The sequence below is a fragment of the Psychrobacter sp. M13 genome (assembly GCF_030718935.1).
In the GTDB taxonomy this organism is placed as follows: domain Bacteria; phylum Pseudomonadota; class Gammaproteobacteria; order Pseudomonadales; family Moraxellaceae; genus Psychrobacter; species Psychrobacter immobilis_G.
Genome location: NZ_CP132194.1, coordinates 435,719 through 461,507, shown reverse-complemented (window position 1 = coordinate 461,507; position 25,789 = coordinate 435,719). Strand labels below are relative to the sequence as shown.

The window sequence follows — 25,789 nt, the reverse complement described above, 5'->3', positions numbered from 1 at the left end:
CGTTTTATCTGCATTCTCTATAAGAATTTGGGGAAATAACCCACCTTACCTCTCTTTTCAGACTATTACCTAATCTACATCCTAAAAATACCAAAAGTAGTCTCTTCAATAGGCGCATTATGAGCAGCGCTCAATCCTAATGCTAATACCTGACGCGTATCGGCTGGATCGATAACGCCATCATCCCATAAACGAGCAGTAGCATAATAAGGATGACCTTGCTCTTCATACATCTCCCGAATTGGCGCTTTAAACGCCTCCTCATCCTCAGCGCTCCACAACTCTCCTTTACGGTCAAAGTTATCACGCTTAACGGTTGCCAATACTGAAGCCGCCTGCTCACCACCCATTACCGAAATACGTGCGTTCGGCCACATCCATAAAAATCTTGGATCGTAAGCGCGACCACACATCCCATAGTTACCTGCGCCGAATGATCCACCGACAATAACGGTAAATTTGGGCACTTTCGCATTGGCAACCGCCATCACCATTTTGGCACCATGACGAGCGATACCTTCGTTCTCATATTTGCGCCCGACCATAAACCCAGTGATATTTTGCAAAAATACTAATGGAATTTTGCGTTTGCAGCATAGTTCAATGAAGTGGGTGCCTTTTTGCGCTGACTCACTAAATAAGATGCCGTTATTCGCGATAATGCCAACAGGCATCCCTTCGATATGCGCAAAACCACAAATCAAAGTCGTGGCAAAGCGCGCTTTAAACTCATCAAAAGCGCTATCATCGACGATGCGAGCGATGATTTCTTTGATATCAAATGGCTTGCGTTTATCGGTTGGGATAATGCCATATAGCTCTTTGGCATCATAACGCGGTGGACGCGGGGTAATTTGATTAGGAATTACTTTTGTATCGCGATTTAAATGCCCGACGATATCGCGGGCAATGGATAACGCATGGGTGTCGTTTTGTGCCAAATAATCAACCACGCCAGACAAGCGCGTATGCACATCACCGCCGCCTAAATCTTCCGCACTGACTTCTTCACCTGTTGCTGCTTTGACCAGTGGCGGGCCACCTAAAAAGATAGTGCCTTGGTCTTTGACAATAATAGACTCATCACTCATGGCAGGAACGTAAGCCCCGCCTGCGGTACAGCTGCCCATAACCACCGCAATTTGTGGAATACCTGCCGCACTTAGATTAGCTTGATTAAAGAAAATTCGCCCAAAGTCGTCTTTATCAGGAAATACTTCATCTTGATTGGGCAAATTAGCGCCACCTGAGTCAACGAGATATACACACGGCAAATGGTTTTGCTGAGCAATCTCTTGCGCGCGTAGATGTTTTTTGACCGTCATCGGATAATAAGTGCCGCCTTTCACTGTGGCGTCATTACAGACAATCATACAATCAACACCCTTGATACGGCCAATACCTGCAATCACTCCAGCCGCTGGAATATCAGCATCGTACATATCGAAAGCGGCCATAGGTGCAACTTCTAAAAATGGCGTACCCACATCTAGCAGGCGCTCTACGCGCTCGCGAGGCAATAGCTTACCACGCGCTAGATGCTTGGCTCTCGCCCGCTCTGATCCGCCTTGTGCAATTTTATTAAGATGCTGATATAAGTCATCGACGATAGCTTGCATCGCGGCACTGTTTTGTTGAAATTCGCTTGAGTTGGGGCTTAATTCACTAGTAATAACGGCGCTCATGATATTCCTTTTACTTCGAATTCAACTATTGATATAGTTTGACGTAGATACAGCACGCAAGGAAAATTTATATCCATTGCACTTTGATATTAGCTTATCGATCTTATTTTGAATTCACTATAAGCCTAGCTCTGCCTTCATAAGTTCTACAATTTTATACTTTTGAATTTTACCTGTGATGGTCATGGGATATTCGCTTACGAAACGATAATAAGTTGGCACTTTATAATGAGCGATATGCTCCTGACAGAAGTGACGCACTTCCTCTTCGGTCAAGCTATCAGGATTTTTGGGAATAATCCACGCCGCTAGCACCTCACCATAACGCTCATCTGGTACACCAATAATTTGTACATCGCGAATCTTCGGATGGCGGTAAAGATAATTTTCAATCTCTACGGGATAGATATTTTCGCCACCGCGAATGACCATATCTTTGCTACGTCCGACGATTTTGACATAGCCCTCTTCATCCATGGTTGCCAGATCGCCCGTATGCATCCAGCCATCTTGAATGGCTTCGCGGGTTTTAAAGCGACTACCCCAATAGCCTTTCATCACTGAATAGCCACGCGTTAATAGCTCACCTGTCTTGCCAATCGGTAAGGTTTCGCCCGTCTTAGTATCGATGACTTTTACCTCAAGCGCTGGCTGCACAAGACCGACAGTGGCGACTTGCTTTTCAAGTGGGGTATGCTTATTGGTTTGGCAGGATACAGGACTGGTCTCCGTCATACCATAAGCGATAGTCACCTCACTCATGTGCATCTCATCGATGACGCGGCGCATCACTTCAATCGGACAGCTAGAACCTGCCATAATACCTGTACGCAGACTGGATAAATCAAAGCGCTTAAACTCAGGATGATCAAGCTCTGCGATAAACATCGTCGGTACGCCATGCAGGCCAGTACACTGCTCTTTTTCTACCGCTTGTAATACTAATAAGGGATCAAAACCATCACTGGGATAAACGATACAGCCACCATGAGTTAAGATCGCTAAATTACCGAGCACCATACCGAAGCAATGATACAAAGGTACGGGAATACATAGCTTATCTTCTTCGGTTAAGTTCATCGCCTCACCGATAAAGTAGCCATTATTCAAAATATTGCGATGGGTCAAGGTCGCGCCTTTGGGCGTACCTGTAGTGCCACTAGTAAACTGTACGTTAATTGAGTCAGTATTTTTTAACTGAGCTTGCCGCTCGGCAATACGAGGATCGTTAGCGTCACCTTCGCTTATCCACTCTGAAAACTTTTGCATATAATCAAAGTCTTCATCATTGCCTGGCTCATCGATCCAAATGATGCGCTCAATCGTTGGAATTTCGACCAAATCGAGCTGATTATAGGTTTTATGATAAATCTCAGGGCACAGCTCACGCACCATCTGAGCATAATCGCTGCTCTTGAAATGGCGCATGAGCACTAGTGCTGAGCAGCCAAGCTTATTCAGAGAGTATTGCAGCTCAAAGGTACGATAGGCTGGATTAATATTGACTAAAATAACACCAACTTTAGCGGTTGCTAGTTGCATTAATAGCCATTCTGCATTGTTATGCGACCAGATGCCGATACGATCGCCACTCTCAAGACCCATCTCAATAATAGCGCTAGCCAATTGATTGACGCGTTGTTGTAATTCGCGGTAATTCCAACGTATGTTTTGATGACAAGATATTAGCGCCATACGCTCAGGGTACTTATCGACAATGGCATCAAAAAAGTCACCGATAGTCGCCTCGATAAGTGCCACATCATGTCCTTTATCATAGCTTTGAATCAGCGGTGCATTACTGGATTGTGCACCCATATTGATTTGTGGAACATTGGCTAAAATATCATTATAGTCTGTATCATTATCAACAGTAGAGAATTGAGAAGAGTGTATCATGACGAGTCCTTTCATTTTTACTCGATTTATTATTCTATATCAAAGCCTTACAGGCTATTTATTTACACCATTCTTCCTTGAAGAAACTGTTTTATATTACTATAGCGCTGTTAACAAAAGACTGTCAATAATACCGATACAACATTTATCAATTAAAATTGAGTATCAGATGAAAAGTATGCTTAAAACCTTTTGACACTTATTTTGAGAGGTATAGGTATCAATTAATACAGTCAAAAATGTGCATCCACAAAAATCAGCACTGCGCGAATAACGCAATGCTGGCTATCATTCTAAAATTTCATTAGCACTATGTGGCTAAGTAAGTAATTATACCGTAGCAGGCGCTTTAACAGTGACTACTGAGCTGACGTCATTGTTGTCGTTAAGCAATTCCATTACCAGCTCGTCATCCGTTTCGGTTTTGACCTGCCAGTTGCCATCCGCTTTTGGTACGCCTGTTACCATCACTGAGATAGCTTTATTTTTTAAGCGGATCATGGGTGGCTTATGCTCATAGCCTGTGTGCTCAAGACCTAAAATACCATCAGCAATCGTTGCCGCTTGCGCGCGTAGCGGTGCGACGTAACGACAAGCAACCCCATCAATTGACATACAATCGCCAATCGCATAAATATTTGCCGCAGCCGTTTGTAGCGTTTGGCTATCGACCACAATGCCAGTGCGACGGTTAAACTCAATACCTGCTGCTGTAGGCAAAGTCTCATTAATCAACAGACCTGTGCTGGCTATGACATGATCTACGATTAAGGGTTCAGATAATGTTTTATCGTCTGAGCTAGACGCTAATAGCTCATAATCAACCTGCAAAGCACCATCACTGTTGCGAGTCACTGCTGATACCTGACAGCCGCCTAAGAACTCAATACCTTGTGATTCAACTGCCTTTGCAATACGGGCAGTAGCCTGTGCGGGTAGCATCTGGGCTAGTGGCGCGTCATTTAGATCAATCAAAGTGATAGTATGACCCGCTTTTAGCAGATCCTCAGCGATTTCAGTACCTACCATACCAGCACCAACGATAGCAATACGCTGACTACCTGTTGCTAGCTTTTCTTGCAATTGTCCAAAACGCTCAATATGATTGACATGCCAAACCAAGTCTTGCGGTAGACTTTTTGGGAAGATAGGATGCGCGCCCATCGCTAACACCAGCTTGTCGTAGCTGATAGTGGCATAGTTAGTATTAGCAGGATCAGAGCGGTTGGCTGAGATCAACTGCAACTGCTGCTTATCAGCGTCAATATCGCTAACACTAGTATCAGCCAGTAGCGTTATTCCTGCGGTTGTCGCCCCTTCAGCGCCAGTCGCCCGCACTAAATCTGTAGCGCTTTTATTTTGACTAATCGCCATCGTTAGCATCGGCTTATGATAGCGATCACCATTGTCAGCCGTGATCAAAGTAATGGGAATATCCTGATCCTTACTACGTATCGCATCAATGACATGCCAGCCTGCTAGACCTGCGCCAATAATGACGATACCTAATGGTGTATTAGAATGCTCTGCGCTCATAAAAGCTCCAAGATGTCTGGTTAGTTATAATTTTTTAGCGTTCAGTTCTATATTTTACAAAGAAATTATTGAGCCTATTGTAGCAGTAAACTAGGAACACTTGTAAGCTGAGCTATTTAGAACAACTAACAGACACAAAAAAAGCGCCTTTATTAAAGACGCTTGATACGATTAAGATTAAAACATTAATGATTAAAACATTAGTGATTAAAACATTAGTGATTAAGGATCTTGGATAAGAACTGCTGCGCCCGCTCACTTTTTGCATTTTCGAAGAACTCATCTTTACTACAGTTCTCAACGATATGCCCTTCATCCATAAAGATAATGCGATTGGCAACTTGACTGGCAAAACCCATTTCATGGGTCACACACATCATCGTCATACCCTCGCGGGTCAGCTCGACCATGACATCAAGTACTTCTTGGATCATCTCAGGATCAAGCGCAGAGGTCGGCTCATCGAACAGCATAGCGATAGGATCCATCGCCAGTGCGCGCGCAATTGCCACTCGCTGCTGCTGTCCACCTGATAGCTCTGCTGGATATTTAGCCGCTTGTAGCACTAAGCCTACCCGATCTAGATAAGCCATGGCTTTTTTCTTAGCTTCGTCCTCTTTACGACCCAAAACTTTTATTTGAGCAACCATTAGGTTATCGATAATGGTTAAGTGCGGAAACAATTCAAAATGTTGAAACACCATACCTACTCGGCTGCGTAGCTTTGGCAAATTCGTTTTTGAGTCGCCAACAGATATTCCATTAACTAGAATATTACCTTTTTGAAACGGCTCAAGACCATTAACTGTCTTGATCAACGTTGACTTACCACTCCCTGAGGGGCCACAGACGACAACCACATCACCTTTATGTACGTGTGCTGTGCAATCAGTGAGTACTTGAAAATCGCCGTACCATTTGCTAACGCTGTCTATATCAACAACTATCTCATCGCTGGCATGACCATTATCTGTGACCAGTCCGCCAAACTCATTTATAAACGTTTTAGCATCATTCATCGTTGGCTCCTAACCTATTCTTACTCTTGCCAAATTGTATTGATAAAACCCTAGTCGAGCTTTGATAGAGTAAAGCTGCGCAAATAGCGCAGTCTTGATCTACTCTAATTTTTAAGCGCTCGCGTTAAAATCTTAACCTTTTCTGTACTTGTTGTACCCCTATCGAGGCCGCTAAGCTAAGAATAAAGTACACCGCTCCCGCTCCTAAGATATAAGGGGTTAATAATCCCATCAGCTCACCGCGTACATAGGCGGCACGGAAGAAATCAGTCAGACCAATAGCAAAGACCAAAGTAGTATCTTGGAATAAAATAATACACTGCTGTAGTATCAGCGGCAACATCTTACGAAAGGCTTGCGGTAGAATAACTAAGCGCATGGTCTGACCATAAGTCATACCCAAAGCCTTAGCAGCATTGACCTGTCCACTACCAATAGACTGAATGCCTGCACGTACGACTTCAGAGAAGTAAGCCGCCTCAAACATCATAAAAGCGACCACACATGAGGCAAAAGCAGCATCTAGTTGCAGATACTTACCGGCTACCCAAAAGTAGATCATCGGTACTGCAAAGTAGAACCATAACAGTACTAACAGTAACGGGACTGATCGAAAGTAGTTGACATATAGTTTAGCGGGTATCTCTAATGCCTTAATACCAGATAAGCGCATCAGCGCTAATACTGTTCCTAAGCTGATGCCGCCGATAATAGCTAAAAACAGTACCTTTAAGGTGGTCATCATACCACCCATCAAACCTGGGTAGGCGGTGGCAAGTTCGGTCATCATATTCATTTTTGACCTCCTGCAATGAGCCCAGGCACGCGTAGTTTGCGCTCAATCAAGCCCATAATGGCAATGAGTGTCAAGTTAAAGACCAAGTAGATAATCGTCGCATAAGTATAAATCTCAAGGCTGTTTTGAGTATACTCACTGATAGTTTTGGTTTGACTGATCAGCTCCATAACACCTACGAGCGAGGCTACAGAAGCGTTTTTGAAGCAGTTAGTCAGCTCAGAGCTTAGCGGTGGCAGGATGATACGGAAGGCTTGGGGCAATAATACTTGTTTATAAGCTTGCGGAATCGTAAAGCCAAGTGCATAGGCGGCATTGATCTGCCCTTGAGGCAAGGATTCAATACCCGTACGTACTTGCTCAACGATACGTGCTGCGGTAAATAGACCTAAGCCGATACTCGCTGAGAGCATCGCTGAGGTATTGGGTGATAACTCTCTAAACCACCATTCTTGAAGCGAGGGTGTGAGCCACCCAGGCGCTACGTAGAACCAAAAAAACAGCTGTACAAGTAGCGGAATATTACGGAAAAAGGTTACATAAGCGGTGCCAATACTACGGGCAGTTTTGTTCGGCAGGGTGCGCATAATACCAAAGATAGTACCGATGACCATCGCGATGGTCCAAGCAATACTACCGATTAATAATAGCCAGCCTAAACCTGTAATAATCCAGTTTAGATATAGCTCACTACCGATGCCTGTAGACTCGAACAGTACGCCCCAGTTCCAGCTATAATTCATAGTTGTCTCTCCAGCTGCAATCCATTAACACTCAGATTAGAGTAAGGTCTGTTAAACATTTAACCCTAATCTAACCCGAGTACTAGCTATGTTGAGGGACAAAGGCTCGTTACTGCGCTGTCGCCATTTTTGGCTGATCGCTATCATGCGGATTGGCTATAAGTGCTTTTAAGTTATCCGACATCTCAAAGCTCAAGTTGACATTTTTTGGTGGAATTGGGTTTAAGAACCACTTGTCATAAATGCTATTGATTTCACCTGAGCTAAAGGTTTGATTTAGCGCGTCGTTCACTACTGTCTTGAATTCAGGATCGTCTTTGCGCATCATGCAACCATAGATCTCAAATGACTGTGGCTCTCCAACGATAACCCATTCAGCAGGATTCTTCGCTTTGGCTTTTTCGCCTGCGAGCAATACGTCATCCATCATAAAGGCATCGGCACGGCCGTTCTCTAACATCAAGAAGCCTTCGCCATGATCTTTGGCTGAAATAATATCCGTATCTAAAGAGTTTTCATCTACAAACTGGCGGATGTAACGCTCAGAGGTTGTACCGGCGGTCGTTACTAATCTTTTGCCCGCTAAATCATCAAAACCTGTGACACCTCCATCGGCTTTGGTTAATAGGCGCGTGCCAATCTCAAAGAAGCCATTAGAGAAGGCCACTTGCTCTTGACGCTCGACATTATTAGTGGTTGAGCCACATTCAAAATCAACCGTACCATTTTGTACTAAAGGAATACGGGTTTGGGAAGTAATAAGGTTATAGCGAACTTCTAGATCTGGCATGTTTAGGTTTTCTTTAACTGCCTCGACGATTTTCATTTCAAGATCATGCGCATAACCCATCGGCTGATTAGGATCATCGGCAACATAAGAAAATGGAATAGAAGAGTCACGATAACCGACAACGATAGTGCCTGAATCTTTAATTTTTTGCAGCGTGCCATTGGGGTTAGCAGCAGCTTCTGTCGTTGCGCCATCTGCTGGTGCTTCAACAGCTGTTTCACTACTGTTATTACAGCCAGCCAACCCTAACGCTACAAAAGCAGCAAAAGTTAAAGGTTTTGCGAATGAGTAAGCCATGAGATATATCCTTTTATCACATCATTAAAGTAAAATTAATTGAAGCTAATAGTTATTAGAGCAGTACCAAACTCAGTAAACACTATTACTTTGGAGCTGTTACTGCTAATTATCATAATGCAACTTCATGTTACTGTACATCACTTTTATAGCAGTTAGTAATGTTTTTGTATAATTACGTTAATAAAGTTACGTTAATAAAGTTATATAGCAAATTGATTTTACCTTGGCTGATTATGGTCAATTTGATAGTGAAAATATATATAAAAGTGATGCCTTGTAAGATAAGAGAGTGTCATTATTGATAAATAATGGATAATCCCCATAAAGAGCACAACTTCTCAATATAATAAATGACCTATGACTCAAGATATGCAAACCTCAAACAACCCTGCTGTTAGTACCGATATCGACGTACGTCAGCGCTTTTTTATCCAAGACTCCCCTGTACGTGGTGACGTGGTACGCCTATCACGCAGCTACGCTAATACTATCACGCAAAAGCCTTATCCTGAGGCCATTAAGCGTTTGTTAGGAGAGATGCTGACCGCAGCCAGCCTATTGATAGGAACGGTCAAAATTGATGGTCGCCTGTCTATTCAATTGCAGTCTTCAGATAGCAATAGTCTGCTGAACTGGGCGATGGCTGAGTGTGACCAAAACGGTATCATTCGCGCGCTTGCCAGCTGGAAGAGCGATAATGATGAACAGTCTCAAGCATGGAATAGCATGACGACTGCAAATGAAGCTTTTTCAGAGCTTGGTGCTACAGGCGCAGGGGTATTATTTATCAATATCCAGCCCGAGCAAGGCGAACCGTATCAAGGTATCGTTGAGCGTAGCCATGATAATCTAGCCGACTGCCTAGCGCATTATCAAAAACAATCGGCGCAGATTCCAACGCTCATCAACTTGGCCTCGGATGCCTTGCAGGCAGGCGGCATACTAGTGCAAATGTTGCCGCGTACGGTAGAGGAGACGGTTGAGGTCGAGCAAAATCAAGATGCGGGCATCGATGATGATCTATGGACGCGCCTAAAAATGCTAACGAGCACTGTAAAAGCAGAAGAGCTAACCACATTGACGGCTAGCGAAATTATCTATCGCTTGTACAATCAAGAAAACGTCGTCGCTCCTGAGCCTACTGCTTTAGAATTTGGTTGTACCTGCTCGCGCGAAAAGTGTGAGACTGCGATATTACAAATTGGACAGGATGAGATGCTTGATATCTGTGAGGAGCAAGGCGGTCAGTTTGAGATGGATTGCGGCTTCTGCGGTGAGATTTATCGCTTTGATAAAGACAATATCGCTGAGATATTTGCGCATTAATTTTAATATAAATGATTCTTTAGTTATTAAAAAACCCCTCAAGTGTGATGATTGAGGGGTTTTTGTTTGTTTCAAATTAATAGTCTTAAAGCACCTACTTTATGATTTAATATAATAATATTTAAGATGTAGCTCTAAAATTTATAATCATAAAAGTAGAAATATATGAGAAAAAATAGATTAAATAAAGTAATAAATTTACTTGAAGAAAAGGATATTGTTTTTAATACGGGTTTATCAGATAAAGAGGTAGAGATAGCAGAAAGCACATTTTCTATTACATTCCCTCCGGATTTAAGGCTGTTTTTGCAAACAGCATTGCCTGTATCTCTGGGTTTTGTTCATTGGCGTTATGCGATAAATAGTGAGGAAGGTAAGAAAGAGGTAGAAAGTAGATTTAACTGGCCTTTAAAAGGAATGCTATCTGATGTTAAGTTCAGTACATTTTGGTTAGACGAGTGGGGTCAAAAACCTACAAGTTATGAAGATCAAAAGAAAATTGTACAGGCTGCATTAGCTGATCAACCTAAACTGATCCCCCTTTACTCTCACAGATATATTCCTGATGAACCTAATTTAGAAGGAAACCCTATTTTTTCAGTTTATCAAACAGATATTATTCATTACGGCTATGACTTATTAGACTATTTTATAAAAGAATTTAGGCTTGAGCTACCGAGACTATATGAAGAAGATATAGATCCGAGAAAAATAAAGTTTTGGAGTAAACTAATTGTTTAAGTAATGGAATATAAGTAGTGATAACTTAGTTTTGACGATATTATTTTTGTGATATAGACTAATCAAATAAACATACCCTCAAACCACGACATCCAAATCATTAGGATAAGAATAAATTCGCGTTCTAAGTACGTGGAACATCTGATTGGTATCACTACGGCCATTATCTAACAGCCACGCTTTTACTTGCGCATGCACCCGCTCGTTGTAGATCAAATCATAATGATTGACCCCATAAAACACCGCTTTATGACCCTCAGGTACAAACAAAGTATGCTCAGCTGAGTCCTCTCCAAGTGCTGAATTGACGGTGACTAAGCCATCACCCAATAGACTTGCCGCCTTAGAATCATAGTGCGCCTCAACGATAGTGCCCGCTACAAAGTAGCTGCGTACATGCAGTGGCAGACGCGCAGGATGGCGAAACTCTTGCGGCAATACACTACGACCCTCTAAAGTATTCCAGTCGGCATCACGAACGCTACCATAGCGCAGATCAATGATACCTGCACTACGCAAGTCACCGAGCTTAGCGAGAGACCCTGCAAAAGGGAGCTTGCCAATCATCTCTTGCACAAAAACCCCAATGCGCTCTAGACTCGCACCATTATGCGGTGACCCTAGTGTGACAAGATTGCCGACGCGCTGCACCCAATGATAGCCCTGCTCCTTTCCATAAAACAGCGCACTACGAGAGACGAGCCCGCCCATACTATGACCGACCAAATCTATTTGCGCGATATCAGGATTATTATCGACTAAGCTCTGTAAAAGCTTAGAGAAGCTACGACCGTTACTAGAAATACGGCGTCCTGTATTATAATTGAGGTATAAAATGGTAGAGGTTGGCTGACTGCGGATAAGCGTCTCACCCAAGCTATCATGTTCAGGAATATTCCAGCTCAGATGACTCATACATAGCCCATGGCATAGAATAATAATGCGCCCTGATAGTTCACCGCTTTGTAGATAATTATATTTATCATACAGCACCATAGGAATGGCAAGTGCGTTTTTATGAGTGACTAAATGATCGCCCATGACCCCGTTTAAGATATTGATCAGCCGTCTTAAGCTTCTAGGAAGGCGCTGGACATTTTTGTGTTTGGTCATATTATTATATAACCATAAGCCTGTGGTCAGATTATTACCGACAAAAGTAGCAATGTGGCGCACCGTACCATAGATACGTCCCGTGATACCGCGCGGCCATTTTTTTAGACTGCGCTCATTAAGACGACCTATTGGCCGCAGAATAATCTCGCGATGAATGGCCTCTACAATATCAGTGACTTCGACCACACCCATCGTTGCCAGCTGCGCGAGCCCCTCAAACACATCCGCCAGTGATGTCGGCCCTTGACTAAGCGCAAAGTTGCTACTGTCTACAGTTGGACGATCGACATAGATATAATCAAGCTCAGCTAACTGCTCATAGACATTATCTTGCAGGTGCTCGCTCGTTGGCTCATCAATAGCCGCATCAGGATCAATCTTATGCCCAACAATAATTTCAGTGCTGGAGAGGTCGTGATAAGTAACAAACGGTTTATAGTTGGACATAGATTTAGGTTTTTGATAATAAGGTTAGTGTCATACTAGCTGGAAACGGTGCTAAAAAGAAGAACCGCATTTGACTTATAGGTGTTTTTTGCAATTAGAGGATGTTTTCAAGTAGATTATGAACATCAATAAACAACAATACACCAATAAAGGTAAGTTTTATAGAGAATATAGACTGATCATCTATAAGCTTTGAGTAGTCCATAAGATTTAAATAGTCTATATTCTCTTGATACCTTAAATTTTTATTGTACTCGTGCTTGCCATTTATGAGTCCCTAACACTAGTTTTAGCTTGTCGCCTGCTTGTAATATACCAACGCCACTCGGCGTGCCTGTCATAATAACATCGCCTGCCTGCAAGCTAAACGCGTGACTAATCTCAGCCAATAGCTCATAGATAGGAAATAGCATCAAAGCACTATCGCCATCTTGCTTGAGCTCGTCATTAATATAGAGCTGATACGCTACTTGGGTAAAGTCGTCAAATGCTTGTACCTCTAGCCAATCCGCTAATACACAGGCCCCATCAAAGCACTTCGCGCGCTCCCATGGTTGACCTTTATCCTTAAGCTGGCTTTGCAGATCACGCAAGGTTAAATCCAAGCCTAGAGTCACGCCGCCAATGGCTTGCTTAGCTTGCTGGATGGTGGCAGCACTCAGATCAGCCGAGAGCTGAATGCATAGCTCTGCCTCGTAATGAGTATCACCATAACGGGCTACCTCTGGACGAACTATTTTATTATCAGACTCACTATTTATCCAGACAATAGAGGAGGCAGGTTTCATAAATAGTAGCGGCGAGCTGGGTACTTCGTTACCGAGCTCACGAGCATGGGCAGCATAGTTGCGACCGACACAAACGACTTTACCAACAGCTTGAGATTTAGCAGAGAGAGTCATAATTAAGGCTTATTTTAGTTATTTATATTATTGGATAAACTATCTAAACTTTACTTCATCAATAAAGCGATACTTAGCAGGTTTTTGTTTTTTCATTATCTTCATCAGCGGTAAATAATTTGGCTAATATATTACTGCTGATAGTAGCCACTAAACAAAACTCATTATTCAATTAAATAATGAGTTTTTAGGGCAAACTAAGGAATAGTACGAGTGACCACATCAGGCGGTACATAGGTCATATAGCGATTCATACGCTTTTCAAACAGTCTGAAACTAAATAGTATCACCCACGACAGAAGTAAATAGACAATACCTGCCGCAAAGAATAATTCCATTAAAGTATAAGTACGAGCACTGATAGTTCGGGCAACGCCAGTGATATCCATCAATGCAATGGTCGAAGCCAAGGCACTGCCTTTTAGCATAAAGATAACTTCATTACTATAAGCAGGAATAACAATACCAAAAGCGCGTGGTAGCGTGATACGAGTGAGCTTTTGCCATTTGGACATACCAACGGCATCAGCCGCTTCCAGCTCACCGACTGGAATAGTCTGAATAGCGCCACGAATGATCTCTGCCAAATAAGCACTGGTATTCATAGTAAAAGCGATGATCGCGCACCAGTATGCTTGACTGAGTACAGGCTCCCATAGCCAAGAGTCACGTACTGCTTCAAACTGACCAAGACCATAGTAAATCAAAAATATCTGTACTAGTAATGGCGTACCACGAAAAAAGAAGATATAGCAAAAAGGCAGTATTTGTACCGCCCAGCTTTTAGATAAGCGTAGTAGTGCCAGTACTATGCCGAAGAGCAATCCAATCACACCTGATACAACGACTAGCTGCACAGTTACTACTGCACCGCCAAGCAAATCTGGAATATGCTCAAAGATAACCTGCCAGTTCCAATCCATAACGCTCCCCTATCCTTTTATCGATTGAGTGGTGGATTGACGACTTAGCTTTTTGGCATAGCGCGCCGCAGGATTAGCGCGCCACTCAAGCCACATCATAAAGCCAGTAATAAGCATGGTCAGCCCTAAGTAAATAATCGCCGCTGCCATATAAAAAGTAAAAGGCTGCTGGGTAGACTGCGCAGCACGCGACGACTGATACATGATATCTTTGAGACCAATAACTGACACTAGCGCTGTGTCTTTTAGGAGTACTAGAAACAAGTTGCCAAGCCCAGGCAAAGCAATCTGCCAAACTTGCGGCAGAGTGATACGATAAAAGGTTTGTAGAGGACGCATACCAATGGCTTTGGCTGCCTCAGACTGACCGACTGGAATCTCTTGAATAGACATGCGAAAGATTTCGGTAGCATAAGCGCCAAAAGCAATCGACAGTGCCATTACCCCGCCCCAAAAAGCGCTGATTTCAACGTAATTATTATAGCCGAACTTTTTGAGGATGCTCATCAGTAAGATAGAGCCGCCATAGTAGATAAACAGCACTAACAGTAGCTCAGGGATACCGCGCATCGTCGCCGTATAGAGGGTGGCAAGCTTACGTAATAGCCAAACATTAGATAGCTTAGCAGTAGCACCTAGCAGCCCTAAGGCCATACCTATCACTAGGCTGGTTACGGCAAGCTTGATGGTGACGGTTGCGCCGCTTAATAATAGCGCGCCAAATCCTTGTAAATCAAACACTAGGGCTCACTCAGTCTCTCTCGATAAGGGCGCGCTGAACGCCCTAATAAATTGATAATTCAGTTAATAATATAGTAATCAAGAGAATCAGTGATTGATTCGCTGATGGTATATACAGAAAATGAGCGCTGATTTTATCATATTCAGCACCTAGCAGGGTACTGCTTGACTCAAAAGTAATCATTATAAAAAACTTACTCAATAAAAAGTATTGTATCTATGATAAATTTTAATAAAAACTAGCTCGCCCACAAAGCAAAAAGGATATCACTGATCTAGTGATATCCCTTTTAAGTTTAAGCGGTTTAGCTACTATTGCACTGTGTCGGCTGATACGGCAAAGTATCTATGATTGAGCTCATCATAAGTGCCGTTGGACTTTATATTAGCCAACGCTTGATTAAACTTGCCTTGTAGCTCATCACCTGATCGCACTGCGATAGCAAAGTTATCATCGATATCGATTTCATTGCCCTTGAGCACATAATCACTACCAGATGCAGAGTTCAGCCATTGTAGCGCAGGCACTTTGTCAGAGATCATCGCATCAACACGACCTGAGCCTAAATCCAAAAACGCATTACTTAAAGTATCATAAAGTTTCATTTTGGCCTTTGGATAAGCACTCTCAAGCCACTGTGATGAAATCGTTGAGCGCTGAGCAGCGATCAAATTATCATCGATATCATTACTATTATCAGGATCAAAACCACTTTCTTGCTTGGCCAAAAACACTAAGGTGTTGCTAAAATAAGGATCGGTAAAGCTGACCTGCTCGGCGCGTTCAGGCGTAATTGACATCGCCGCTACGATAGCATCATACTTACCAGCCTTTAGACCTGGGATAATACCATCCCAATCTTGGGCGACAATCTCACAAGTCACTTGCATATCCGCGCATAACGCTTGAGCCAGCTCGACATCAAAGCCGCCAAGCGTACCATCAGCATTGGTGTAGTTAAAAGGGGCATAAGCGCCTTCGGTACCAATACGCAGCACACCACTATCATCAGCGCTGAGCGTTTCAGCGGTGCTAGCATCAGCACCACTCGCCACCTCTTCGCCAGCTTGTTGACTATTGCTACAACCTGCTAGCACCACCACGGCGGCAAGCGTTGAAGCTGACAAACAGCATTTAGCTACCCGACTGATAAACACATTATGAGACTTTAAGCTTGGAGTAAAGTGGCTACGGGTGATCATCCATGACTTCCTTATGACGATTATTTGACAATACGAGCCATTGAACCAGTTAGCAACAGCAGCTAATCTTAAATCAACCCGTATATTTATTATTATGAATATTTGGCAGGTCCTAATTAGCCATCTCAGCGGGCTCACCTTCGACCACTTCTGCATCATTAACTACTGTATTTTGCGCAGCAGCCGTAGTGCTAGTACCAAAGTAGCTACCCGTGATTTGATCATAAGACCCATTAGATTTTAGCTCAGCTAAAGCGGTATTGAACTTGGCGACTAAAGGATCCCCTTTGCGAAAGGCGATACCCATCGCATCATCGTCGGTGCTGATCTCTTCGCCTTTGACTTCGTATTCTTTACCTGCTGCTGTTTTTAACCAGTCAATACCTGTGACTTTATCAGACATCATCGCCCGTACGCGTCCTGAGGTTAAATCTAAATAAGCGTTATCTTGGGTATCATAAAGCTTAATATCAGCGTCGCTATGCTCATCTTGTAAATACTGCGCAGAAACTGTTGCACGCTGGGAGGCGATCGGCTGAGATTTTAGATCATCAACGCTGACGTTATCGCCTTTTTTGCCGATCAAGATAATACCGCTATAAAAGTAGGGATCGCTAAACTCTACGACCTCTTTACGCTCAGGGGTAATCGACATCCCAGCAATAGCCGCATCGAATTTTTGCGCATTAAGACCTGGAATCAAGCCATCCCAATCTTGCGAGATGACTTCACATTCCGCATTCATTTGCGCGCACAAGGCATCAATCAGCTCAATCTCATAACCGATAAGCTTGCCATCAGCATCAGTATAGCTAAAAGGCTTGTAGCTAGACTCGGTCGCAATCTTGATATTCATAGGCGTAGCATCTGCTGAATCGACTGCTACGTTTTCAGTGGTCGTTGTACTATTATTACAGCCTGCTAGCATAAGCATTGCAGCGCTAAGTGGAGCCAGCCAAAGGGCTTTATTTACGGTAGCTGATATTGAAAAAGACATAAAGAGTATTCCTACATTGATCTAATAAAGGCTTAAACCTTGAATAATGGGGCGAATCAATAGTGCTTGAAGCTTACTTTGGCAACTAAACTATAGCTTACTCGCCAAAGTTGGCTTGTTCAAGACGTGCCAGCTCACCATTACTACGAATCTCGCTCAAAGCTTTGTTGAAATCGTCACGTAAGCCGTCCCCTTTACGCACTGCAATAGCAATATTGTCATCGTTGTCGATCTCATCGCCGACAATACCAAAGCCCTCAGGGTTGTCTTTTAACCATGACTTTGCAGAGACTTTTTCAGCCAATACCGCATCGCTACGACCTGACTTTAGATCTAAATAAGCATTATCATAATTGTCATATAACTGCACGGTATTGCCGTCTTTGCCTTCATAATTATCTTGTAGATACGCACCAGGTGTCGTTGAACGTTGACCACCTAAGTTTAAGCTCTTAATCGCTAAAGGATCAAAGCCGCCATTGATGTCAGTCAGCCAAACCATAGTATTAGCAAAGTACGGCTCAGTAAAATCAACTTTTTCTTGGCGCTCAGGTGTAATAGACATCCCCGCTACAACGGCATCGTACTTTTGTGCTAATAGCCCTGGAATAATACCGTCCCAATCTTGAGCGACGATTTCACATTTGGCTTGCATCTGCGCGCATAGGGCGTTGGCAACATCCACATCATAGCCACCAATACTACCATCGGCATTGGTAAAGTTAAACGGAGGATAAGCCCCCTCGGTAGCAATACGAATAGTCTTACCAGCAGTATCAGCAGCAGGAGCGTCGGCATCGGCACTAGCAGTGTCTTGGGCGGGTTGACTACAAGCCGCTAAGCTCATAGCGGTAGCAATAGTAACAGATGGCCATAAAAGACGGAGATCAAACATCATACGTTCCTCAAATTTTTAATGAATTTTATCAAGCTTTTAATAGGGTTGTTACCGATATTGCTATCCTTTTTAACGCTGATATCCCTGCCAGCTTAGCAAAATAGTTATATATATCGATAAGTTATAAACTCATCGATAATACCTTACTAAAATATCAAAAACAAACGTTTTAGGTATTGACTGTCATTATTGGGTAATAAACGGCACCCTCAAAAAATAATAGCGCTAATCGATAATTCGATAGCGCTATTGACTGAGTCATATAGATTAATTATTGTTCAATCAATTTTATAACTCTTCATTGTGTCTTTCTAGGTATTTTGACGATGCGAAGCCATAAAGTCTCGAACTCGCTCTGACTTAGGGTTGTCAAAGACTTGTTCAGGCGTTCCGATCTCCTCTACTACCCCTTGATGCAAAAACACTACTTGGCTTGAGACTTCGCGGGCAAAACGCATCTCATGCGTGACGATAAGCATAGTACGACCTTCTTCTGCCAGCTCACGCATAACGACCAGTACTTCATTGACTAGCTCAGGATCTAGCGCTGAGGTCGGCTCATCAAATAATAGCACACGAGGCTGCATCGCCAAGGCGCGAGCGATAGCAACGCGCTGACGTTGACCACCTGATAAGTTAGCGGGATAAGCGTCTTTCTTATCGAGCAGACCGACTTTATCAAGTAGCGCTTCCGCATCTTTGATCGCTTGGTCTTTTTTGATCTTGAGTACTTGAGTTGGGCCTTCAATAATATTCTGTAAAATGGTTTTGTGCGGCCATAAGTTAAAATTCTGAAACACAAAACCCACGCTCGCCCGCAGGCTCTCTAATTGCTTGACATCAGTCGCTTGCAACTCACCTGCTTTATTCGGCTTCAACCTCAGCTCTTCATCGCCTACAATAATACGACCCTGTGTTGGCTTCTCTAATAGATTGACGCAACGCAACAAGGTAGATTTGCCAGAGCCTGACGAGCCTAAGATAGAAATGACGTCGCCATCATAAGCTGTGAGAGAGACACCCTTGAGCACTTCCAAAGAGCCGTAGCTCTTATGCAAATCCTGTATATCCAAGGCGATAGGGCGAGTTGAGTCTTTAGTCATATCAAGCATGGTTTACCGTATTTCCAATTGATGAGTGTAGCGTTATAAAATAGAGCTCAAAGCCACGAATTAGGCTGATAAAATTTGCAGTAGCCTATTTTAGAATAAATCATATAGCGAGGCATTGTGCGTAAAACTGTTTAATAAGGCAACCTTTGTCTTTATTTAAGCGCTCATAAAAAAGCCCAAGCTACTATTGTCAGCTTGAGCTTTATTTTATCATCTTAAGATGAACCCTGGTATTTTTTATACTGCTAATCATAGTTCAGCTGAGACTTACAAAGTGACGCCTATTAATATGTCGATACATGCTCTTCAGACTCTGTACCGTCTAGCATATCAGCGTCAGCGACTTCATCTGCAGTAACTATAGTAGCATCACCCTCTGCAACAACAGGGTCAACCGCCATAGGATCTTCATCCGTTTCAACGCTATTAATATCTTCTTCAACTTGTACAACATCATCAACGCTAGTCGCTTCTTGCTCAATTTGGGTTTGTGGATCAGCAACGGCATCGACATCATCTTGAGTAGTTGCTGAGTCTGGATCAGCACAAGCGCTAAGCGTTAATGCTGCCGCTGCTACTGAGGCCAATAATAATTTTTTAATCAGTGACACTTGAGCTACCATAATGATTACCTATTAGTTGATGTATAAGTTAGTAATAAAAAAGTGGTTATGTATTTGTTTTATAAACCCTAGTAAATGCCATCTATCACTGCTTTCTCAACCGAATTAGCATTAGAATTTAGGTCAGATGCAATAGCATCACTAGCCAAAATCAAAAAAAAGACCGATGAGTAACGCTGCAATTGCTAGAGAACCATACAACCACTTTTTAGAAATTGTAGGTTGTTTAACATCATCTTTATCAATCATTTCAATGCCTATTATAAAAGTAAATAGCAAAAGCAAAATCAACGGTAGCTAAGAAGTGATGAGCTTATTTATCAATTGACTATAACTATACTGGTATCTGATAGTTACGGCTTTAGTAATTACAGGCTAATTGTGTTAAAAATGCGTAACAAGCGCATAGAACCTGTAAAAATGACTCAAAATAGCCCTCTCGCTACTTATTAACTATAAATCTACCTTTACTATCGTCTTTATCTACTCTATGTTAAGTAGCATAATGCTACGAAGTGCTTAAAACCTCTATTTATACCAGTTTTTACCTCTATTTAGTACAACTAATACTCAGTAAATTTAGTTTTTCTACTCTTTAAGCTCGTTTCAACTTTTATAACAACTGCTAAAATTAATTTATATATAAGGAAAATAATATATGACTCAATCGAATACTAAAGATATTAAAGCTTATATGCAAACCGTAGGACAACAAGCTCGGGCAGCCTCGCGCGCACTAGCGGCTGCTAATACAGGAGTCAAGAACTCAGCGCTGATCGCTATTCATGATCAGCTAGTCACCTCGAAGGCTGACATTCTAGCGGCCAATAAGATCGATATGGACAATGGTAAAAACAACGATCTCGATGCAGCTCTTCTTGATCGACTAGAGCTCAATGACGCGCGTTTTGACGGTATGCTGCAAGGTCTCAAAGACGTCTCTACCCTGCCTGATCCTATTGGCGAAGTCACCGATATGACCTTTCAGCCATCAGGTATTCATTTAGGTAAGATGCGCGTACCACTTGGCGTTGTCGGTATGATTTATGAATCACGCCCTAATGTGACCTTAGAGGCGGCATCACTTGCGCTAAAATCAGGCAACGCTATTATCTTACGAGGTGGCTCTGAGGCTTTTGAGTCTAATCAAGCGATTGCTAAATGTATCCATCAGGGTCTAAAAGATGTCAATCTGTCTGAGCACAGCGTGCAAGTATTACAGACGACTGATCGCGCAGCAGTCGGCGAGCTGATTACGATGACCGAATATGTCGATGTTATCGTACCTCGTGGCGGTAAAGGCTTGATCGCTCGTATTAGTGAAGATGCTAAAGTGCCCGTTATTAAGCATCTAGATGGTAACTGTCACACTTATATCGACAGCGATGCTGAGCTTGATACTGCGGTAAAGGTTAGCGTCAATGCCAAAACCCATCGCTATGGTACTTGTAATACCATGGAGACTTTATTAGTCGATAAAGCGGTCGCTGATACTATGCTACCGAAGATTGCTGAAGCAATTATTGCAGCGGACGACGCTATGCAGCTACGCCTTGATGAGCTATCACAAGCTATTTTGAAGGATAATGCCAAGCTCAAAGGTCATCTATCCGCTGCGACCGCTGAGGATTGGGATACTGAATATCTAGCGCCAATATTAGCGATCAAAGTCATTAATGGACTTGACGCGGCGATTGAGCATATCAACACTCACGGTAGCCATCACACTGACGTGATTATCACCGAGAATTATAGTAAGTCACAGCGTTTCATCCGTGAGGTCGACTCAGCCAGTGTAATGATTAACGCCTCTAGCCGCTTCGCTGACGGCTTTGAATATGGACTCGGTGCAGAAATCGGTATTTCAACAGATAAAATTCATGCGCGTGGCCCTGTGGGACTTGAAGGTCTAACCTCTCAAAAATGGATCGTCTATGGTCATGGCGAAACCCGTGCTTAGCCTATAAAACCATTGTCAAATAACAAACGTCAGCTAAATGCTGGCGTTTTTTATGCTGGCGAAAAACGCTTACTACAGACCTTGGTTTTGTTAATAAGCAGATATTATATATACTGTTTCAAAATAGACCGTTGTTAAGGCAGTGTCGTTATGCAAAGTGGCAAAATAAAAAAATGGAATAAAGATAAAGGCTATGGCTTTATCGATGTCGACGATCAAAGTGAGGATGTGTTTTTTCATATTACGTCAGTGCGCTTGTCTCAGCCAGTCAGCGAAGGTCAGCGCGTCTACTTCACTAGTGAGCGCAATGACAAAAACCAGTTGCGTGCCGTTGAGGTGACCTCTACATCACTGAGTTTGCAAGAGGCACCATCATCTCACTCAACAAAAAAATCGACCACGCTCGCCGCGAACGCCAATCTTCAAGACAACTCCAAAAACCATAAAAGTAATCAGCGCCGCATCGGTCAAAAAAACCGAAGCCCTATCTCACGCCTATTTAGTATCATCGCTATCATCGCCTTAGCGGCTTATTTCTTTGGTGATCTACAATCGATCTTTGATAATAGTCCTGGGTCAACTACTATTGCTCAATCAGCAGAAACTACCAATCAAAACGCTATCACGGGTGATGCGCAAATTGACAATACTATTGCGCTCATTGGGCAGGGCGGGCCTTTCCCTTATCCTGCTAAAGACGGTACGACCTTTTATAATCGTGAAGGTCGCCTGCCTAAAGAGTCCAGTGGCTACTACCGAGAGTATACTGTACCTACCCCTGGCGTCTCTCATCGCGGCGCGCGCCGTATCGTCACAGGTGGCAATCCGCCGGCAGTCTATTATTTAACTGTTGATCACTACGACAGCTTTAGCCAACTTGAGGTAAATTAATATGACCCAAGCTATTTATTATAGTAATAAAGACGATGAAGCGACTGCAATACCTGAGCAAGCTATCGCTATTGTTATCGACCATGAGCTAAATAAAGCCACGCTATTGACAGCGTTGGATAAGGCGCTGAGCTTCCCCGATTACTTTGCCCATAATTGGGATAGCGCATGGGACTGCTTGACTGATAGCGATGCTGAGCATTTACGTTTAGATTTGACAGATGTAAAGCAAATTAATACTGAGGACTTTAACGTGTTTAAAAGTATGATTGAGGACGCTTATCGAGATTTCGGTCAGCCGCAGTTGTGGGTAGTGGTATAAAAAGCGATCAGTTTAAGTCACGTTATATTGAATGACGCTTCTACCTAAAAATTTATAAACATCTAGCTAATAATAAATAGCAGATATCAAAAAGCCCGCCAATACTAATCTTGGCGGGCTTTTATAAATTGTAAGCTTGTGACAGTTTGTTTAAGCAAACTCGTTATTTAAACTTCTTAATCTCACCACTCTTCACACGAGCGACATAAGATTTAACCTCTTTTTTCACCACTGGCATCAAGAAGTATAGACCGATGATGTTAAAGATAGCCATCGCGAATAGGGCGGCATCTGCGAAGTCGATAACAAAACCAAACTGTATGACAGTACCGATAACGACGAAGACTAAAAAGATAAGTTTGTATATTATTTCTTTAGTTCTACCTTCACCGAATAGGTAAGTCCAAGCTTTTAGACCGTAATACGACCATGAAATCATCGTTGAAAAGGCGAACATGATTACCGCTAAAGCTAAGAAGTACTGGAAAATTGGTGCTGTTTGCATAAAGGCGGCACGGGTTAGCTCTACACCAGTAATCGCTTGATCTTGCAAGTTTGCTGCTGTGTTCACACCAGATATAGTGATAACTAACGCGGTCATAGTACAGATGATAACCGTATCAATGAAAGGCTCTAGTAAAGCGACCAAACCTTCAGTTGCAGGCTCATTTGTTTTTACCGCGGAGTGAGCAATAGCGGCTGAACCGACACCTGCTTCATTAGAGAAAGTGGCACGTTTTAAACCTTGGATTAATGCACCAATGAAACCACCAGCAACACCAGCACCAGTGAAGGCACCAACGAAGATCTGCTCAAACGCTGTGCCAATTTGGTTAAAGTTAGCAACCAGTACAATCACTGCCATTGTGATGTATAACAAAGCCATAAAAGGTACAATTTTTTCGGTAACCGTTGCTATGCGAGGCATACCACCGAGGATGACCGAACCGACTAAAACCGCTAAGACAACACCAAAGATTATACTGTACTCAGTAGGAATAGAAAAAGTAGAGCTTACCATTGCAAAGGCTTGGTTGCCTTGAAACATATTACCAGCGCCAAAAGTGGCTAGTATCGTCATAAGGGCAAAACCAACGGCTAAGACCTTACCAAATCCGCCCATACCACGTTCAGCCATACCGCGACTTAAGTAGTACATAGGTCCACCTGATACGGCACCAGAGGGCAGTATCGTACGGTATTTTACCCCTAACGTACACTCTACAAACTTGGATGCCATACCGAACAGGCCAACCACGATCATCCAAAACGTGGCACCAGGTCCACCGATAGCAAGTGCTGCACCGACACCAGCAATATTACCCAGACCGACTGTGCCTGATAGAGCAGTAGCTAAGGCTTGGAAATGGCTAACCTCGCCTTCTTCTTTGACAGCGGGGTTGGGATCGGTATATTTACCTCTGACAATATCGAGAGACAACCCTATAAGACGAAACTGAATAAAGCTAAAATAGAGCGTAAATACTATTGCGGCAACTAATAACCAACCTACGATTAATGGAAAGCTTACATCACCGAGCGGCACTGAGAAGAAGATCATATCTACAAACCAGCCAAAGGTATTGGCCATGAAGCCATCAAGACCTGTACCAAATGCTTCTAAACCTGTTTGTTCTGCTGCTAAAGCCGATTCTTCAGCGGCTTGCACGATACTGGCGCTGAAGAGTAGCAGCATGGCGACTAACGATTGTTTTTTCATAAAAATCCCTTTAATTAGAATCACTTCCTAGTGAATATCTTGATAATTATAGTAATATCGATACTAAGTGAGTGGTTATGTATTACACTTTGTACTGCTATTACTACTAAATAATCAATACTGACTATATACTAATAAAATTAAATAAACAAAAACATTGATATATTTTTATTTATTTAATCATCGACTTAGCTTTCAAAAGTTGGTAATTAATTGATAGATCTAGTGGGTTACGCTTGAGCTAAGCTACACCCCAAATCAACACTTTATCTTAATAGGCAAATTAGAATAGACATTATCGGTTTAAAGTATATAGCTTAGGCATAGAGTGTTGACCCGCGCACCGATATAATTAGACCTTTACTTTGGATGATGAAAATTATTTATGTTCGGTATCACTGATCTTACTGCCTATATTATTGGCTCAATCATCATTATCTTGCTGCCAGGTCCTAACAGTTTATACTGCCTATCAGTGTCAGCCGCACACGGCACTAGAAAAGGCTATCGCACGGTAGCGGGTATATTTTTGGGTGATAGTATCTTGATACTAGTGACCGTCTTAGGAATGGGCAGCCTGCTAAAGCTCTACCCTGTTCTTTTCACCGCTATCAAATTATTGGGCGGATTATATTTATCTTACTTGGGGACAAAACTGCTCATAAGTGGCTATCAAACCTTCCGTCATAGAGCTCAAATCGCTGATGCTAAACCAAAGCTGATAACAGCGCCCATAAGTCAAAACTTCTTTTATCGTGCGCTATTACTTAGTTTGACCAACCCTAAAGCCATATTATTTTTCTTATCGTTTTTCGTGCAGTTCGTTGAGCCTACTTATCCTTATCCTTTTTTGTCTTTTTTAGTATTAGCCATTATTTTACAGCTCATTAGTTTTAGCTATCTAAGCGTCATGGTATTTTCAGGTAAAAACCTCTCTCGAAAATTCAGCCAATCACCGACACTAATCGTAGCTAGCACCACTTTTACAGGCTTACTATTTATTGGCTTTGCCATGAATTTATGGTTAGCGCAGTTAAGTTAAATCATTTGCCTACAACAAATTCACAACTCTTAATTGAAAACCTTAACCACAAAAAAA

At 42.6% G+C, this 25,789-nt stretch carries 23 protein-coding genes; 6 read left to right on the top strand and 17 right to left on the bottom strand.

Translation table 11 applies throughout. The annotated features are described in order from the left end of the window. Positions 1 to 74: 74 nt before the first annotated feature. The 7 genes from Q9G97_RS01995 to Q9G97_RS01965 form a co-directional block, all read right to left on the bottom strand. Positions 75 to 1,685, bottom strand: coding sequence for a carboxyl transferase domain-containing protein (locus Q9G97_RS01995; protein ID WP_305899523.1), 1,611 nt, complete (start codon positions 1,683 to 1,685; stop codon positions 75 to 77). Positions 1,686 to 1,802: 117 nt separating this feature from the next. After that, positions 1,803 to 3,584, bottom strand: coding sequence for an AMP-binding protein (locus Q9G97_RS01990; protein WP_305899522.1), 1,782 nt, complete (start codon positions 3,582 to 3,584; stop codon positions 1,803 to 1,805). A gap of 330 nt (positions 3,585 to 3,914) precedes the next feature. Beyond that, a complete protein-coding gene (locus Q9G97_RS01985; RefSeq protein ID WP_305899521.1) occupies positions 3,915 to 5,120 on the bottom strand; it encodes an FAD-dependent oxidoreductase in 1,206 nt (401 codons plus the stop codon). A 215-nt stretch (positions 5,121 to 5,335) separates the two neighbouring features. After that, the gene (locus tag Q9G97_RS01980; protein WP_227680334.1) at positions 5,336 to 6,139 is read right to left on the bottom strand and encodes an amino acid ABC transporter ATP-binding protein; all 804 of its coding nucleotides are present in this window, start codon (positions 6,137 to 6,139) and stop codon (positions 5,336 to 5,338) included. 124 nt (positions 6,140 to 6,263) lie between these two features. Further along, positions 6,264 to 6,935: an ABC transporter permease subunit gene (locus Q9G97_RS01975; RefSeq protein ID WP_305899520.1), complete on the bottom strand. Its 672-nt coding sequence runs from the start codon at positions 6,933 to 6,935 to the stop codon at positions 6,264 to 6,266. Next, positions 6,932 to 7,678 carry an amino acid ABC transporter permease gene (locus Q9G97_RS01970; RefSeq protein ID WP_305899519.1) on the bottom strand — a complete coding sequence of 249 codons (747 nt, stop codon included), beginning with the start codon at positions 7,676 to 7,678 and terminating at the stop codon, positions 6,932 to 6,934. The genes Q9G97_RS01975 and Q9G97_RS01970 overlap by 4 nt, the downstream gene beginning before the upstream one ends. Before the next feature lie 109 nt (positions 7,679 to 7,787). Further along, positions 7,788 to 8,765 carry a glutamate/aspartate ABC transporter substrate-binding protein gene (locus Q9G97_RS01965; RefSeq protein ID WP_305899518.1) on the bottom strand — a complete coding sequence of 326 codons (978 nt, stop codon included), beginning with the start codon at positions 8,763 to 8,765 and terminating at the stop codon, positions 7,788 to 7,790. Positions 8,766 to 9,125: 360 nt separating this feature from the next. Here Q9G97_RS01965 and Q9G97_RS01960 point away from each other — a divergent pair, with 360 nt between their 5' ends. Together Q9G97_RS01960 and Q9G97_RS01955 are read left to right on the top strand one after the other, a co-directional pair. Beyond that, positions 9,126 to 10,094 (top strand): Hsp33 family molecular chaperone HslO, encoded by a 969-nt coding sequence (locus Q9G97_RS01960; RefSeq protein WP_305899517.1) that lies wholly within the window; start codon positions 9,126 to 9,128, stop codon positions 10,092 to 10,094. 165 nt (positions 10,095 to 10,259) lie between these two features. Continuing rightward, positions 10,260 to 10,835, top strand: coding sequence for a hypothetical protein (locus Q9G97_RS01955; protein WP_305899516.1), 576 nt, complete (start codon positions 10,260 to 10,262; stop codon positions 10,833 to 10,835). A gap of 78 nt (positions 10,836 to 10,913) precedes the next feature. On the opposite strand, the gene Q9G97_RS01950 is transcribed toward Q9G97_RS01955, so the two are convergent. From Q9G97_RS01950 to Q9G97_RS01910, 9 genes are all read right to left on the bottom strand, one after another. Further along, positions 10,914 to 12,398, bottom strand: a complete 1,485-nt coding sequence (locus Q9G97_RS01950; protein ID WP_305899515.1) for a hypothetical protein — start codon at positions 12,396 to 12,398, stop codon at positions 10,914 to 10,916. Between the two features lie 245 nt (positions 12,399 to 12,643). Then, positions 12,644 to 13,300 (bottom strand): fumarylacetoacetate hydrolase family protein, encoded by a 657-nt coding sequence (locus Q9G97_RS01945; protein ID WP_305899514.1) that lies wholly within the window; start codon positions 13,298 to 13,300, stop codon positions 12,644 to 12,646. A 197-nt stretch (positions 13,301 to 13,497) separates the two neighbouring features. After that, complete coding sequence (locus tag Q9G97_RS01940; RefSeq protein WP_201571441.1) at positions 13,498 to 14,223, bottom strand: ABC transporter permease; 726 nt, start codon at positions 14,221 to 14,223, stop codon at positions 13,498 to 13,500. Between the two features lie 9 nt (positions 14,224 to 14,232). After that, the gene (locus Q9G97_RS01935; protein ID WP_201571440.1) at positions 14,233 to 14,964 is read right to left on the bottom strand and encodes an ABC transporter permease; all 732 of its coding nucleotides are present in this window, start codon (positions 14,962 to 14,964) and stop codon (positions 14,233 to 14,235) included. Between the two features lie 312 nt (positions 14,965 to 15,276). Beyond that, positions 15,277 to 16,167, bottom strand: coding sequence for an ABC transporter substrate-binding protein (locus Q9G97_RS01930; RefSeq protein WP_305899513.1), 891 nt, complete (start codon positions 16,165 to 16,167; stop codon positions 15,277 to 15,279). 112 nt (positions 16,168 to 16,279) lie between these two features. Next, positions 16,280 to 17,164, bottom strand: a complete 885-nt coding sequence (locus Q9G97_RS01925) for a transporter substrate-binding domain-containing protein (protein WP_305899512.1) — start codon at positions 17,162 to 17,164, stop codon at positions 16,280 to 16,282. A 97-nt stretch (positions 17,165 to 17,261) separates the two neighbouring features. After that, on the bottom strand, positions 17,262 to 18,059 hold the full coding sequence (locus tag Q9G97_RS01920; RefSeq protein WP_371747920.1) for a transporter substrate-binding domain-containing protein: 798 nt from the start codon (positions 18,057 to 18,059) through the stop codon (positions 17,262 to 17,264). Between the two features lie 314 nt (positions 18,060 to 18,373). Further along, positions 18,374 to 19,165, bottom strand: coding sequence for an ABC transporter ATP-binding protein (locus Q9G97_RS01915; RefSeq protein ID WP_371747899.1), 792 nt, complete (start codon positions 19,163 to 19,165; stop codon positions 18,374 to 18,376). A 293-nt stretch (positions 19,166 to 19,458) separates the two neighbouring features. After that, positions 19,459 to 19,797: a hypothetical protein gene (locus tag Q9G97_RS01910; protein WP_305899510.1), complete on the bottom strand. Its 339-nt coding sequence runs from the start codon at positions 19,795 to 19,797 to the stop codon at positions 19,459 to 19,461. A 658-nt stretch (positions 19,798 to 20,455) separates the two neighbouring features. On the opposite strand from Q9G97_RS01910, the gene Q9G97_RS01905 reads away from it, so the two are divergent. The 3 genes from Q9G97_RS01905 (at position 20,456) to Q9G97_RS01895 (ending at position 22,970) form a co-directional block, all read left to right on the top strand. Next, positions 20,456 to 21,757 (top strand): glutamate-5-semialdehyde dehydrogenase, encoded by a 1,302-nt coding sequence (locus Q9G97_RS01905; RefSeq protein WP_305899509.1) that lies wholly within the window; start codon positions 20,456 to 20,458, stop codon positions 21,755 to 21,757. A gap of 150 nt (positions 21,758 to 21,907) precedes the next feature. Continuing rightward, positions 21,908 to 22,648, top strand: coding sequence for a ribonuclease domain-containing protein (locus Q9G97_RS01900; RefSeq protein ID WP_201571424.1), 741 nt, complete (start codon positions 21,908 to 21,910; stop codon positions 22,646 to 22,648). A 1-nt stretch (position 22,649) separates the two neighbouring features. Beyond that, complete coding sequence (locus Q9G97_RS01895) at positions 22,650 to 22,970, top strand: barstar family protein (protein WP_201571422.1); 321 nt, start codon at positions 22,650 to 22,652, stop codon at positions 22,968 to 22,970. A gap of 163 nt (positions 22,971 to 23,133) precedes the next feature. On the opposite strand, the gene Q9G97_RS01890 is transcribed toward Q9G97_RS01895, so the two are convergent. After that, positions 23,134 to 24,690, bottom strand: coding sequence for a sodium:alanine symporter family protein (locus tag Q9G97_RS01890; RefSeq protein WP_305899508.1), 1,557 nt, complete (start codon positions 24,688 to 24,690; stop codon positions 23,134 to 23,136). Positions 24,691 to 25,075: 385 nt separating this feature from the next. Between Q9G97_RS01890 and leuE the strand changes: the two genes are divergently transcribed. Continuing rightward, complete coding sequence (gene leuE, locus Q9G97_RS01885) at positions 25,076 to 25,732, top strand: leucine efflux protein LeuE (protein ID WP_201571418.1); 657 nt, start codon at positions 25,076 to 25,078, stop codon at positions 25,730 to 25,732. Positions 25,733 to 25,789 lie beyond the last annotated feature (57 nt).

What these genes read in the sequence shown, in the direction of transcription:
- Q9G97_RS01995 (WP_305899523.1), bottom strand. Translation starts at nt 1,685, where the DNA reads ATGAGCGCCGTTATTACTAGTGAATTAAGCCCCAACTCAAGCGAATTT.
- Q9G97_RS01990 (WP_305899522.1), bottom strand. Translation starts at nt 3,584, where the DNA reads ATGATACACTCTTCTCAATTCTCTACTGTTGATAATGATACAGACTAT.
- Q9G97_RS01985 (WP_305899521.1), bottom strand. Translation starts at nt 5,120, where the DNA reads ATGAGCGCAGAGCATTCTAATACACCATTAGGTATCGTCATTATTGGC.
- Q9G97_RS01980 (WP_227680334.1), bottom strand. Translation starts at nt 6,139, where the DNA reads ATGAATGATGCTAAAACGTTTATAAATGAGTTTGGCGGACTGGTCACA.
- Q9G97_RS01975 (WP_305899520.1), bottom strand. Translation starts at nt 6,935, where the DNA reads ATGAATATGATGACCGAACTTGCCACCGCCTACCCAGGTTTGATGGGT.
- Q9G97_RS01970 (WP_305899519.1), bottom strand. Translation starts at nt 7,678, where the DNA reads ATGAATTATAGCTGGAACTGGGGCGTACTGTTCGAGTCTACAGGCATC.
- Q9G97_RS01965 (WP_305899518.1), bottom strand. Translation starts at nt 8,765, where the DNA reads ATGGCTTACTCATTCGCAAAACCTTTAACTTTTGCTGCTTTTGTAGCG.
- Q9G97_RS01960 (WP_305899517.1), top strand. Translation starts at nt 9,126, where the DNA reads ATGACTCAAGATATGCAAACCTCAAACAACCCTGCTGTTAGTACCGAT.
- Q9G97_RS01955 (WP_305899516.1), top strand. Translation starts at nt 10,260, where the DNA reads ATGAGAAAAAATAGATTAAATAAAGTAATAAATTTACTTGAAGAAAAG.
- Q9G97_RS01950 (WP_305899515.1), bottom strand. Translation starts at nt 12,398, where the DNA reads ATGTCCAACTATAAACCGTTTGTTACTTATCACGACCTCTCCAGCACT.
- Q9G97_RS01945 (WP_305899514.1), bottom strand. Translation starts at nt 13,300, where the DNA reads ATGACTCTCTCTGCTAAATCTCAAGCTGTTGGTAAAGTCGTTTGTGTC.
- Q9G97_RS01940 (WP_201571441.1), bottom strand. Translation starts at nt 14,223, where the DNA reads ATGGATTGGAACTGGCAGGTTATCTTTGAGCATATTCCAGATTTGCTT.
- Q9G97_RS01930 (WP_305899513.1), bottom strand. Translation starts at nt 16,167, where the DNA reads ATGATCACCCGTAGCCACTTTACTCCAAGCTTAAAGTCTCATAATGTG.
- Q9G97_RS01925 (WP_305899512.1), bottom strand. Translation starts at nt 17,164, where the DNA reads ATGTCTTTTTCAATATCAGCTACCGTAAATAAAGCCCTTTGGCTGGCT.
- Q9G97_RS01920 (WP_371747920.1), bottom strand. Translation starts at nt 18,059, where the DNA reads ATGTTTGATCTCCGTCTTTTATGGCCATCTGTTACTATTGCTACCGCT.
- Q9G97_RS01915 (WP_371747899.1), bottom strand. Translation starts at nt 19,165, where the DNA reads ATGACTAAAGACTCAACTCGCCCTATCGCCTTGGATATACAGGATTTG.
- Q9G97_RS01910 (WP_305899510.1), bottom strand. Translation starts at nt 19,797, where the DNA reads ATGGTAGCTCAAGTGTCACTGATTAAAAAATTATTATTGGCCTCAGTA.
- Q9G97_RS01905 (WP_305899509.1), top strand. Translation starts at nt 20,456, where the DNA reads ATGACTCAATCGAATACTAAAGATATTAAAGCTTATATGCAAACCGTA.
- Q9G97_RS01900 (WP_201571424.1), top strand. Translation starts at nt 21,908, where the DNA reads ATGCAAAGTGGCAAAATAAAAAAATGGAATAAAGATAAAGGCTATGGC.
- Q9G97_RS01895 (WP_201571422.1), top strand. Translation starts at nt 22,650, where the DNA reads ATGACCCAAGCTATTTATTATAGTAATAAAGACGATGAAGCGACTGCA.
- Q9G97_RS01890 (WP_305899508.1), bottom strand. Translation starts at nt 24,690, where the DNA reads ATGAAAAAACAATCGTTAGTCGCCATGCTGCTACTCTTCAGCGCCAGT.
- leuE (WP_201571418.1), top strand. Translation starts at nt 25,076, where the DNA reads ATGTTCGGTATCACTGATCTTACTGCCTATATTATTGGCTCAATCATC.